The following is a 12,222-nucleotide window of genomic DNA, read 5'->3' as shown; positions in this document are numbered from 1 at the left end:
GGAGACCGCCATGACTGAAACCACCCCTTCGAGCGCCGAGGACCGCGCGCTCGATGCCCTGACCGCGGTGATCCAGGCCGCCTCCAACCCCGAGGCCGTGGAGGCGCAGACGCTGCTGCTGCGCCGCCTCGCGCTCGACGGGGACCTCATCCCCACCCGCGTCCCGGCACCCCTCAACGTCACCGAGTCGGGCGGCTACTTCAACCTGCTCGAGACGCTCGGCCAGCGGCAGACGCTGCTCGACGTCGTCGCCGGGGCGCTGGGGATCGCCAGCGGCTCCGCGCGGGCGCTCGCTCCAGGTCCGACGCTGCTGGGGTTCACCTCGCTCGCCAACGACCGACCCGAGGGTGACGCCGGCCCGACAGCACCGGGTTCGGTGCTGGTGCGCAGCGATCTCGCCGGCGGCGTCGTCGCCGCGCGGGACGCCGTCCACGCGTTCGGTGCCGTCCTGCCGCTGTGGTCACCGCCGCTCGCGCCGGACCTGTCCACGGCGTCGGACGACCTGGAGGCGATCGGGCGTCGGCTGCGGCTGCTCCCGACCGCTGCGCTCGCCGATCCGCTCACCGACAGTCTCGTGCTGGCCCACGAGCCGGCCTCGCCGTTCACGGTGTGGGCACGGCCCGACGCCGCCGCCGCGCCGACGGCGACGCTGCCCGACGTGACCGTCGAGACGGCGGCCCTCGACCCCGACACCGGCGAGCCGGTGCTCGGCTCGCTGGGGCCGACGAAGCTCGTGTCGGTCGCTCCGATCCTCGCGGCCCAGGGGTGGGTCACCACACCCGTGGACGCTGCGCCGACGACGCCCGCGGACACGGCGTGGGCCTCGCTCGTCTGCGTCGCGGGACTCCTGCCGGGGGTCACTCGGCTGCGTGACGAGCTGGCCCTGCTCTACCCGGCCGACCGGATCGGCGACTCCCCGTTCGCCGCCCGGCTCGACCTGGTCTGGAACGGGACGGAGTTCGCGAGCGCGTGACCGGCCGCCGGATGGAGGCGCCGGCCGGGCCACCTCGGCCCGGCCGGCGTACCTCGTTCAGATCACTCTTGCGGAATTCTGCTGCGAAAGTCGGGGCGGACGCTCACCATGGTCGCGTGCCTCGCGTCAGAAGCCGGGCCGTCCTCTCGGTCTCGCTCGCTCTCGTCATCGCCGTCGGCCTCGCGCTCGCCGGTATGGTCGCGCTGCGCGGACCCGCGAGCGCGTCGGGAGCCGCCCAGTGCCACCGCTTCGCGGCCGACCACGCGACCCAGCTCAAGCGCGTCGCCGGCTCCGGGCGGCCGGTCGTCGTGATCGGCGACTCGTGGTCCGCGGGCTACAAGCTGACCGACCCTCGCCGTGGCTGGCCCTCCCGGCTGCCCGGTCAGGTCCGCGTGGACGGCTTCTCCGGGTCCGGGTTCTCGGCCCACGCCTCGCCCTGCGGCGCGGTGTCCTACGCGACCCGCGCGGGCACCGCCCGCGGCGCCGACCTGGTCGTCGTCGAGGGCGGGCTCAACGACTTCGACCAGTCCTACGCCGCCGTACGCTCCGGCTTCCGGCTCCTCATGTCGCGGCTCCAGGGACGCACCGTGGTCGTCGTCGGACCTGCGCCCGCCCCGCGTCGCCGGGCAGGCGCGCAGCGCGTCGACCGCTGGCTGGCGGCGCTCTCGAGGGCGGCCGGGGTCGACTACGTCTCCTCGATCCACCTCACCGGTCTGCCCTACCTCGCCGACCGGCTGCACCTCACGCCGACCGGCCACCGCGAGTACGGCGACTGGGTGGCCCGGCACCTGCCGAGCTGACCCTCGCGACCTGGGGACCTCTTGGGGTTCGTGTGCCCGGCGTGGCTCGTGCGCTGCCTCGTGCTCCTCGCGTGCCCCTCGCGGCACAAGGGGTCTTCGCCCGAGGACCCCTTGCGTCCCGTGCGGTCAGTGAGACCTGTGCAGCACCTCATGCGGCCCTGCGGCGACTCGGGACCCAGAGGATCCTCGGCCGTGGCAGCAGGGGCAGCCCGAGCTCCGTACGCCGACGCTCGACCGCAGCGATGAGCACCGACCGGGCCCAATGAGGACGGTGCACGGCCTGACGCCAGGTGAACCGGAGCACGACCCAGCCGTGGATCACGAAGGTGTCGTAGCGCGCCGCATCGCGGTTGATCCCCTCGACGGTCGCATGCTCCTTCGCGGAGTCCGCCTCGATGATCAGGCCCAGCTGCCGGTCGACGAGGTCCGGCCGACCGAGGAAGGCACCGTCCTGGTAGATGGACACCTGTGGGGTCGCGTCAAGGCCGGCCACACTCAGCGCGATCGCACGCGTCGCAGACTCGAAGACGTTGGCCGCTCGCTCGTCGACCGCTGCCGCGACCAGCTTGACCTTGAACGCATTGGGTCCGCGTGCCGCCTTCGCCAGCTCGACGAGGCGGTCGTGCGCGAAGCCGTGGAGCAGGGCCGAGTCTGCGATGCAGAGGCCCTCGGAGGCGGGGTAGTAGCGGAGGCAGTCGCTCAGCGTGCGCCACTCGACGGTCACGACTTCGTCGACCTGGTGCTCCGGGAGGTTGAGCTTGCGGTACTCCACCAGGCGAGGGTCGAGGCGCTCCTTGCGACGCCCCTTGGGCACGGTGACCTGCGGGCGGCCCGGGATGCGGAGGACCTCCCACCCGTGGGCGAGTGCCGCGCTGCCGCGGCAGACGACGCCGCCCGAGGCGATCGCCGCCTCGTGCGCCGCGTTGACGGCGCGGCGTACGCGCTCCTCGTGATCCATGCCCCCAAGGTGCCGCGGATCGCTCGGCCGGGCGACCGGCTCTCCACAGCCCGAGGACCTCTTGGGGCGCGAGGGGTCGACGCGACCGCTGGGGCGCATCACCTGCCACGCGCGCCACGCGACCCCCAAGAGGTCCTCACCGGGCGCCGGACGACGACTCAGCGGTCGGGCTCGGCCTCCGGCCCGGCCGCCTCGGCGGTGTCCTGCTCCGGCTCGGCCGATTCGACGGAGAGCACGAAGTCGTCGCCGTGCTCGGTGACGCCGGTGACGACCGCCTGGGCGACCGCCTCGCGGGCGTACTGACGCCGCACGATCAGCGGGTCGGAGCGCAGGTCCTTCACCAGCGCGATCGCCAGGCCGACCATCACCACCACGAACGGCAGCGCGGCGACGATGGTGATCGACTGCAGCCCGGTCAGCGCGTCCTCGCCGCCGACCAGCAGCATCACCGCGGCGACGGCGCCGGTCGCGACGCCCCAGAAGATCACCGTCCCGCGGGTCGGCGACTGGGTGCCGTGCTCGGACAGGGTGCCCATCACGATCGAGGCCGCGTCGGCGCCCGAGACGAAGAAGATGGCCACGAGCAGCATCACCAGCACGGACGCGACCTTCGCCATCGGGAAGGAGTCGAGCGTCGTGAAGAGCTGCGACTCGAGGCCGCCCGCCCCCGCGATGTCGGTGCCGGTCTTCTGGAGGTCCATCGCCGCGCCGCCGAGGATGCAGAACCAGATGACGCTCACCAGGCTCGGCACGAGCAGCACGCCGGTGACGAACTGGCGGATCGTCCGCCCACGAGAGATCCGGGCGATGAACATGCCGACGAACGGCGTCCACGACAGCCACCACGCCCAGTAGAAGATCGTCCAGCTGCCCAGCCACTCCTGGGTGTCGGTGCCCTCCGCGCCGGTGCGCGCGGCCATCATCGGCAGGTCCTGGACGTAGCTGCCGAGCGAGGTCGGCACCAGGTTGAGCATGAAGACGGTCGGGCCGACCACGAAGAGGAACGCAGCGAGCACGACGGCCAGCACCATGTTGATGTTGGACAGCCACTGGATGCCCTTGGCGACCCCGGAGACGGCCGACAGCACGAACGCCACCGTGAGGACGGCGATGATGCCGACGAGGAGCGCGTTGCCGGTCGCGCCGATGCCCGTGACGATCTGCAGCCCGCTGCGGATCTGCAGCGCGCCGAGACCCAGGGAGGCCGCCGAGCCGAAGAGGGTCGCGAAGATCGCGAGGATGTCGATGACCTTGCCCCAGCCGCCGTTGGCGTGCCGGCCGAGGAGCGGCTCGAAGGCGGCGGAGATGAGCTGCAGGCGGCCCTTGCGATAGACGCCGTAGGCGATCGCGAGCCCGACGACGGCGTAGATCGCCCACGGGTGCAACGTCCAGTGGAAGAGCGTGGTCGCCATCGCGTGCTGCACGGCCGCAGGGCCGCCCGCCTCACCGGTGCCCGGCGGCGGGGTGACGAGGTGACTGACCGGCTCGCTCACGCCGTAGAACATCAGCCCGATGCCCATGCCGGCGCTGAACATCATGGCCACCCACGACGACGTGCGGAACTCGGGCTCCTCGTCGTCGCGGCCGAGCCTGATCTCGCCGAAGCGGCTCGCGGCCAGCCAGATCACGAAGACGACGAAGCCGCTGGCGGTGAGCACGAACAGCCATCCGGCGTCGTCCATCACCGTCGTCAGCGCCTTGCCGGACGCGTCGGCCAGCGAGTCGGTGCTCACGAAGCCCCACACCAGGAAGGCGAGGGCGAGCAGTGCCGTCACGCCGAAGACGACCTTGTCGAGCCCCGCCCGCTCCACGGGCGGTGGGTTCGGCAGGTCGAGAGCGGGGTGGGGTACGACGTCCGCGGCGGGCTTGCGGAGCGCGTCCGCCGCGCGTTCGCGAATGTGGTGTCTACGGTCCTGCTGGGTCGTCATGCTGTCCTCTTCAGTTGTTGCGAGCCTGAAATGGGCCTTCGACGGTGCCAAACCGGCGGGTAACAAGCAAAACCTGACAGTGCCCCGGTTCGGGCCGATCCACGCGTACGGATCGTCTGTGCAGGTCAGCGCCGTCGGTGTGATCACGCCCACCGTGGCAGGATCCACCCGTGCGGCATTCCTTGGCGGGCCGGGCTGAGAGCCCGATGCAGGCCCGCGTCCTCGCCCGGTTGCGTGACGACGGCCCGCTGTCGAAGGTGCAGCTCGCCGACCGCCTGGCGGTCTCGCGGACCACCATCGCGGTGGAGGTGGCGCGCCTCGGCGAGCTGGGTCTGGCGCAGGACGCCGGTCCCGCGGCGTCGCGGGGCGGCCGGCGCTCGACCATGGTCGACCTGGCCGCCGACATCCGCTTCCTCGGCGTCGCGATCGGCGCCACCGGCCTCTCGGTCGGCGTGACCGACGGACGGCTCGGGCTGCTCGCCGTCAGGGAGCGGCCGTGCGACATCCGGCAGGGGCCGGAGGCCGTGCTGGCGATCGCGCTGGAGGTGGCCCGCGAGGTCCTGGCGGAGGCCGGTGTCGACAAGCCCCTCGGCGCCGGCATCGCCGTACCCGGCCCCGTCGACTTCCACCGCGGCGTCCCGGTCTCACCGCCGATCATGCCCGGGTGGGACGGCTACCCTGTGCGCGACGCCCTCTCCCGCGAGCTGGGCTGTCCGGTCGTGCTGGACAACGACGTCAATGCCCTCGCCGTCGGCGAGCAGCACGCCGGGGTCGCGCGCAGCGTCAACGACTTCCTCTTCGTCAAGATCGGGACCGGCATCGGCTGCGGGATCGTCATCGACGGAGAGCTCTACCGTGGCGTCGACGGCTGCGCCGGCGACATCGGGCACATCCGGGTCGAGGACGGCGGTCCGCAGTGCGCCTGCGGCAACACCGGCTGCCTCGAGGCGTACGCCGGGGGAGCGGCCCTGGCCCGGGAGGCGAACGCCCTGGCGCGGTCCGGTCGCTCGACCGCGCTCGCCGACCTGCTCGAGCAGCGGGGTGAGGCGCTCACCGCCGCCGACGTCGCGACCGCCGTCTCCCAGGGCGACCCGGAGTCGCTGCGGCTGATGCGGGAGAGCGGCCGCCGCGTCGGCCAGGTCCTGGCCAGCCTGGTGTCGTTCTTCAACCCGGGCCTGATCGTCATCGGCGGCCGGGTGACCGGCCTGGGCCACGCCCTGCTGGCCGAGATCCGCGCGGTGACCTACCGCAACTCCCTCCCGCTCGCCACCGGCAGCCTGCCGATCGTCGTGTCGGAGCTCGGCGACGAGGGCGGGGTCATCGGCGCGGCCCGGCTGATCAGCGACTCGGTCTACGCCGTCGATGAGCGGCTCTGACTTTGTCCAATCACTGACGAAAGTTTGACCACAACTGGGCACTAATTAGCAGAATGCTCTTGAAAGACCCGGGCCGACCCCTCTAACGTGCGGGTCGCGCGAGGTGACGAGCGTCACTCCGCGTGGAGGGATGGGCATGGCCGAGGCCACTGAGCACGCGACGCAGTCCGGCGCGCTGCTGCGGATGAGCGGGATCGTCAAGGAGTTCCCCGGCGCGCTGGCGCTCGCCGGGGTCGACCTGGACGTGCGCGCCGGCGAGGTGCACTGCCTGCTGGGCCAGAACGGCGCCGGCAAGTCGACCCTCATCAAGGTCCTCTCGGGCGTCCACCAGCCCGACGACGGCACGATCGTCTGGGACGGCGAGCGGACGACCCTGTCGAGCCCGGCGCAGGCGCTGCGGCGTGGCATGGCGACGATCTACCAGGAGCTCGACCTGGTGCCCGAGCTCACCGTGGCGGAGAACATCTTCCTCGGCCACGAGCTCTCCACCGGCGGCTTCTCCCAGCGCCGCGAGACGACCCGGCGCACCACGGACCTGATGATCCGGCTCGGTCACCCCGAGATCCGACCGGGCCGCCTCGTCGGCGGCCTGTCCCCAGCGGCGCAGCAGGTCGTCAGCATGGCGCGCGCGCTGTCCCACGACATCCGTCTGCTGGTCCTCGACGAGCCGTCGGCCGTGCTCGACCAGGAGGAGGTGCGCAACCTCTTCCGCGTCATCCGGGGACTCACCGCGCAGGGCGTGGCCGTCGTCTACATCTCCCACCGGCTCGAGGAGATCCGGGAGATCGGCGACCGGCTCACAGTGCTCAAGGACGGTCGCACCGTCGCGACCGGTCTCGCCGTCGAGTCGACGCCGACCGCCGAGCTGATCCGCCTGATGACCGGTCGGTCGATCGAGTACGTCTTCCCGCCGCGCACCGGCCGTCCGCTCGGCGAGCCGATGCTGCAGGTCGAGGACCTGGCCCTGCCGGGCGTGTTCGGCGACGTCAGCTTCACGGTCCGAGCAGGCGAGATCCTCGGCCTGGCCGGGCTGGTCGGCGCCGGCCGGTCCGAGATCATCGAGACCGTGTACGGCGGCCGCCGGGCCGGCAGCGGCACGGTCCGGGTCGCCGGCCGACGGCTCCGGCGCGGGTCGGTGACCGCCGCCGTCAACGCCGGCGTCGGGCTGTGCCCCGAGGAGCGCAAGAGCCAGGGCCTGCTGCTCGACGAGGCGGTCTACCGCAACATCACGATGGCCTCGATGGACCGGTTCGCCCGCGCGGGCTTCCTCGACATGGCCGAGGAGCGCCGCCGGGCCGACGAGCTCGCCGAGCAGCTCGACGTACGCCCGCGTCGGACGACGCAGGCGGCGCGCACGCTGTCCGGCGGCAACCAGCAGAAGGTGCTCCTCGCCCGCTGGCTGCTGCGTGAGTGCCGGGTGCTGCTGCTCGACGAGCCGACCCGAGGCGTGGACGTCGGAGCGCGGACCGAGATCTACGCCCTGATCCGCGCGCTCGCCGACTCCGGTGTCGCCGTCGTGGTGGTCTCCAGCGAGGTCGAGGAGGTGCTCGGCCTGGCCGATCGCGTGCTCGTCGTACGCGAGGGCGAGGTCGTGCACGAGGCGCCCGCCGAGGAGCTGGACGAGTCGAAGGTCCTCGACCTGGTCATGGAAGGAAGAGTCGCGTGACGGACAATCCGACGATCGGCACGGCACCCCAGGGGAACGGTGCCGGGAGCGACACCGCCCGGGTCGAGCAGGCCGCGCTCGAGGCCGGCTCGACCCGGCGCTCCGGCCTGCCGGGGATCCTGCGCAGCAGCGCGGGGCGCAACCTCGGCCTGGTGGTCGCGCTGGTCCTGCTCTGCCTGGCCGGCGTGATCACGGCCGGCGACCGGTTCGCCACCGTCGACAACATGCTCACGATCCTCCGGCTGGCCTCGGTGGTCGGGGTCGTCAGCATCGGGATGACGTTCGTCATCACCGGCGGGGGCATCGACCTGTCGGTGGGCGCGATCCTGGCCCTGTCGTCGGTGTGGTGCACGACCCTGGCGACGCAGCGGCTGGCCGAGGACACCCACTGGATGGTCATCGTCACCACGGCGCTGCTCGTCGGCGCCGGGTGCGGCCTGGTCAACGGCCTCCTCATCGCGTACGGCGGCGTGGTGCCGTTCATCGCGACGCTGGCCATGCTGGCCAGTGCCCGCGGGCTGGCCGAGATCATCTCCAACCGGAGGACCCAGATCCTCACGGCCACCGGGCTGCGCGACTTCTTCAACGACGAGGTCGTCGGCGTGCCGGTCATCGTGATCGTCTTCTTCCTGGTCTCCGCCGCAGGATGGGTCCTGCTCAACCGCACGACCTTCGGCCGCCGCACGATCGCGGTCGGCGGCAACCCGGAGGCCGCGCGCCTGGCGGGCATCCACGTCAAGCGCCACACCGTGCTGCTCTACGTCCTCGTCGGCCTCTGCTGCGGCATCGCCGCCGTCATGCTCGTGGCACGGACCACCACCGGCAGCTCGACCCACGGCACCCTGCTCGAGCTGGACGCGATCGCCGCCGTGGTCATCGGCGGCACGCTGCTCACCGGCGGCCGCGGGACGGTCGTCGGCAGCGTCCTGGGCGTCCTCATCTTCACGACCCTGTCCAACGTCTTCACCCTCAACAACCTCTCCATCTCCGCCCAGTCGGTCGTGAAGGGGCTCATCATCGTCGTCGCCGTTCTCCTGCAGCAGCGACTGGCATCTCGGAAGAACACCTGACCGCCCCCACACCCAAGGAGCACCACCATGTCGCTGCCGTCACTGCCGACCGGCCGGCCCGCTCGACTTCTCGCCGCTCTCACGGCCGGGGTCGCGTTCCTCGCGGTCACCGGATGCACCAGCAACGCCTCCGACGACGACAAGGCCAGCACCAAGGCCGACACCACCCAGGCCGCCGCCGGCTCCAACGACGAGCCCGGCGACAAGGTCGTCATCGGGTTCTCCGCCCCCGCCGCCGACCACGGCTGGATGGGCTCGATCACCGCGTCGGCGAAGGCCCAGGCCGACAAGTACGACGATGTCGAGCTGCGCGTCGCCGAGGGCACCAACGACGTCAACCTGCAGATCAGCCAGGTGGAGACGTTCATCAACGACAAGGTCGACGCGATCGTGCTGCTGCCCTTCGACGGGGCGGCGATGACGCCGGTGGCGCTCAAGGCGATGCAGGCCGGGATCCCGGTCATCAACGTGGACCGCGAGTTCGACGACCCCAACGCCGCGCGGGTCACCGTGCTCGGCGACAACTACGGCATGGGCGTCTCGGCGGGCCAGTACGTCTGCGACCAGATCGGCGACAAGAAGGACGCGGTCGTCGCCGAGATCGCCGGCATCGACTCGCTGCCGCTGACCCAGGACCGCAGCAAGGGCTTCAAGGACGCGCTCGCGAAGTGCGGGCAGAACGTCGACAACCGTGTCGCCGCCGACTTCACCGTCGAGGGCGGCGAGAAGGCCGCCTCCAACCTGATGCAGGCCGCGCCGCACATCGACGCGCTGTGGAACCACGACGACGACCAGGGCGTCGGCGTGCTGGCCGCGATCCAGAACGCCAACCGGGACGAGTTCGTGATGGTCGGCGGCGCCGGTTCGGCCAACGCGATGCGCGAGATCCAGAAGGGCGACGGCGTCCTGAAGGCGACGGTCATCTACCCGTCGACGCAGGCCGCCGACGGCATCCGGCTGGCCCGGCTGCTGCTCCAGAGCAAGTCGATGAGCGACATGGTCGAGGTTGAGGTGCCCCGCAAGGTGCAGCTGTTCGCCCCGGTGGTGACCAAGGACAACGTCGACCAGTACATGTCCTCGGCGTTCGAGTCCTGACCCGACGTACGGCCGACAGACAGGAGCCCCGATGACCGACTCCCTCCGGGTCGCCATGATCGGCCATGCCTTCATGGGTGCCGCGCACTCGCAGGCGTGGCGCACGGCACCGCACTTCTTCGACCTGCCCCTCACGCCCGAGCTGGCCGTGGTGTGCGGTCGCGACGCCGGCCGGGCCGCGGCGGCCGCCGGCCGGCTCGGCTGGGCGGAGAGCGCGATCGACTGGCGCAGCGTGGTCGCCCGCGACGACATCGACCTCGTCGACATCTGCACGCCCGGTGACAGCCACGCCGAGATCGCCGTCGCGGCGCTCGAGGCCGGCAAGCACGTGCTGTGCGAGAAGCCGCTGGCCAACACCCTCGCCGAGGCGGACGCGATGGCCGAGGCCGCCGAGCGCGCGTACGCCGGCGGCGTCCGGGCCATGGTCGGCTTCACCTACCGCCGGGTGCCCGCCGTCGCGCTCGCCCGGCAGCTGGTCGCCGAGGGCCGGATCGGGGAGGTGCGGCACGTGCGCGCGCAGTACCTCCAGGACTGGATCGCGGACCCGGAGGCGCCGTTCAGCTGGCGGCTCGACAAGACGAAGGCAGGCAGCGGGGCGCTCGGCGACATCGGCGCCCACATCGTCGACATGGCGCAGTTCGTCGTCGGCGAGCCGATCACGGACGTGATCGGGCTGATGGACACGTTCGTGACGTCGCGACCTCTGGAGGGTGCGTCGGCACTGCTCGGCGGTGCGGACGGAGCGGGTGGCGCCGTCGACGGGCACGCGACGGTGACCGTCGACGACGCCGCGGCGTTCCTGACCCGGCTCGGCTCCGGGGCGCTGGGCGTGTTCGAGGCGACCCGCTTCGCGACCGGACGCAAGAACGCGCTGCGGCTCGAGGTCAACGGCTCGCGGGGCAGCCTCGCGTTCGACTTCGAGGACATGAATGTCCTGGAGTTCTACGACGCCGCCGAGCCGTCCGAGACGGCCGGCTTCCGGCGGATCCTCGCCACCGAGCCCGGGCATCCCTACGTGGGGGCGTGGTGGCCGCCCGGGCACGGGCTCGGCTACGAGCACGGGTTCACCCACCAGGTCGTCGACCTGGTGACCGCGATCAGCGCCGGCGAGCAGCCGCGGCCGTCGTTCGCCGACGGCCGGCAGGTCCAGTCGGTGCTCGACGCCGTCGAGCGCAGCGCGTCCGACGGCGCCTGGAAGTCGGTCGCCCTTCCGGCACCGGTCGGCTGACCGGCCCGGCCGACGTACCCCACCCGCTCACACCAGGAGGACCCGATGCCCCGACCGATCACCCTCTTCACCGGCCAGTGGGCCGACCTGCCGTTCGAGGAGGTCGCCCGGCTCGCCTCGGAGTGGGGGTACGACGGCCTCGAGATCGCCTGCTGGGGCGACCACCTCGACCCCTGGCAGGCCGCCGAGGACGACGCCTACGTGCAGGCCAAGCTCGACCTGCTCGAGAAGTACGGGCTGAAGGTCTACGCGATCTCCAACCACCTCAAGGGGCAGGCGGTGTGCGACGACCCGATCGACGCCCGCCACCAGGCCATCCTGCCCGCGCGGATCTGGGGCGACGGCGAGCCCGAGGGCGTGCGCCGGCGGGCCGCCGAGGAGATGAAGATGACGGCACGAGCCGCCCAGCGACTGGGCGTCTCCACCGTCGTCGGGTTCACCGGCTCGTCGATCTGGAAGTACGTCGCGATGTTCCCGCCGGCCTCGGAGGAGATGGTGGCCGCCGGCTACCGCGACTTCGCCGACCGCTGGAACCCGATCCTCGACGTCTTCGACGAGTGCGGCGTGCGGTTCGCCCACGAGGTGCACCCGTCCGAGATCGCCTACGACTACTGGACGACCGTGGCGGCCATGGAGGCGATCGGGCACCGGGAGTCGTTCGGCCTCAACTGGGACCCGTCCCACTTCGTCTGGCAGGACCTCGACCCGGTCGGCTTCCTGTGGGACTTCCGCGACCGGATCTACCACGTCGACTGCAAGGACGCGAAGCGACTGGTCGGCAACGGCCGCAACGGCCGGCTCGGCTCGCACCTGCCGTGGGCCGACCCGCGGCGGGGGTGGGACTTCGTCTCGACCGGCCACGGGGACGTCCCGTGGGAGCAGTGCTTCCGGATGCTCAACACCATCGGCTACTCCGGCCCGATCTCGATCGAGTGGGAGGACGCCGGCATGGACCGCCTCGTCGGTGCTCCCGAGGCGCTGGAGTTCGTCCGCCGGCTTGCCTTCGACGCCCCCGAGGCCGCCTTCGACGCGGCGTTCGCCACCGACTCCTGAGCGCCCTCCTCGGTGCCCTCCTGGGTGCCCTCCTGGGTGCCTGTGGAGACCGGCCCCGTCGGTGTCCGTGCGGCC

At 71.9% G+C, this 12,222-nt stretch carries 10 protein-coding genes; 8 read left to right on the top strand and 2 right to left on the bottom strand.

Features of this window, described 5'->3' with window-relative positions:
- Positions 1–10 precede the first annotated feature (10 nt).
- Positions 11–973 carry a hypothetical protein gene (locus tag BM236_RS08490; RefSeq protein WP_091122476.1) on the top strand — a complete coding sequence of 321 codons (963 nt, stop codon included), beginning with the start codon at positions 11–13 and terminating at the stop codon, positions 971–973.
- Between the two features lie 116 nt (positions 974–1,089).
- Positions 1,090–1,773: an SGNH/GDSL hydrolase family protein gene (locus tag BM236_RS08485; RefSeq protein ID WP_175507614.1), complete on the top strand. Its 684-nt coding sequence runs from the start codon at positions 1,090–1,092 to the stop codon at positions 1,771–1,773.
- Positions 1,774–1,921: 148 nt separating this feature from the next.
- Here BM236_RS08485 and BM236_RS08480 read toward each other — a convergent pair whose 3' ends face one another.
- Both BM236_RS08480 and BM236_RS08475 read right to left on the bottom strand, forming a co-directional pair.
- Positions 1,922–2,731, bottom strand: coding sequence for a hypothetical protein (locus BM236_RS08480; protein ID WP_091122472.1), 810 nt, complete (start codon positions 2,729–2,731; stop codon positions 1,922–1,924).
- Between the two features lie 158 nt (positions 2,732–2,889).
- A complete protein-coding gene (locus tag BM236_RS08475) occupies positions 2,890–4,659 on the bottom strand; it encodes a BCCT family transporter (protein ID WP_091122470.1) in 1,770 nt (589 codons plus the stop codon).
- A gap of 170 nt (positions 4,660–4,829) precedes the next feature.
- Here BM236_RS08475 and BM236_RS08470 point away from each other — a divergent pair, with 170 nt between their 5' ends.
- The 6 genes from BM236_RS08470 (at position 4,830) to BM236_RS08445 (ending at position 12,147) form a co-directional block, all read left to right on the top strand.
- The gene (locus BM236_RS08470) at positions 4,830–6,035 is read left to right on the top strand and encodes an ROK family transcriptional regulator (protein ID WP_217645268.1); all 1,206 of its coding nucleotides are present in this window, start codon (positions 4,830–4,832) and stop codon (positions 6,033–6,035) included.
- Positions 6,036–6,171: 136 nt separating this feature from the next.
- Positions 6,172–7,701 (top strand): sugar ABC transporter ATP-binding protein, encoded by a 1,530-nt coding sequence (locus tag BM236_RS08465; protein ID WP_217645267.1) that lies wholly within the window; start codon positions 6,172–6,174, stop codon positions 7,699–7,701.
- Positions 7,698–8,771 carry an ABC transporter permease gene (locus BM236_RS08460; protein WP_245750217.1) on the top strand — a complete coding sequence of 358 codons (1,074 nt, stop codon included), beginning with the start codon at positions 7,698–7,700 and terminating at the stop codon, positions 8,769–8,771. The genes BM236_RS08465 and BM236_RS08460 overlap by 4 nt, the downstream gene beginning before the upstream one ends.
- 27 nt (positions 8,772–8,798) lie before the next feature.
- Positions 8,799–9,866, top strand: a complete 1,068-nt coding sequence (locus BM236_RS08455) for a substrate-binding domain-containing protein (RefSeq protein WP_091122466.1) — start codon at positions 8,799–8,801, stop codon at positions 9,864–9,866.
- Between the two features lie 31 nt (positions 9,867–9,897).
- On the top strand, positions 9,898–11,094 hold the full coding sequence (locus BM236_RS08450) for a Gfo/Idh/MocA family protein (RefSeq protein ID WP_091122464.1): 1,197 nt from the start codon (positions 9,898–9,900) through the stop codon (positions 11,092–11,094).
- 45 nt (positions 11,095–11,139) lie between these two features.
- Positions 11,140–12,147 (top strand): sugar phosphate isomerase/epimerase family protein, encoded by a 1,008-nt coding sequence (locus BM236_RS08445; protein WP_091122462.1) that lies wholly within the window; start codon positions 11,140–11,142, stop codon positions 12,145–12,147.
- The last annotated feature ends 75 nt before the right edge of the window (positions 12,148–12,222 follow it).

It is taken from the genome of Nocardioides terrae (assembly GCF_900112345.1).
GTDB lineage: Bacteria > Actinomycetota > Actinomycetes > Propionibacteriales > Nocardioidaceae > Nocardioides > Nocardioides terrae.
The sequence above is the reverse complement of the archived record's forward strand: the minus strand, read 5'-3'. Positions and strand labels throughout refer to the sequence as shown.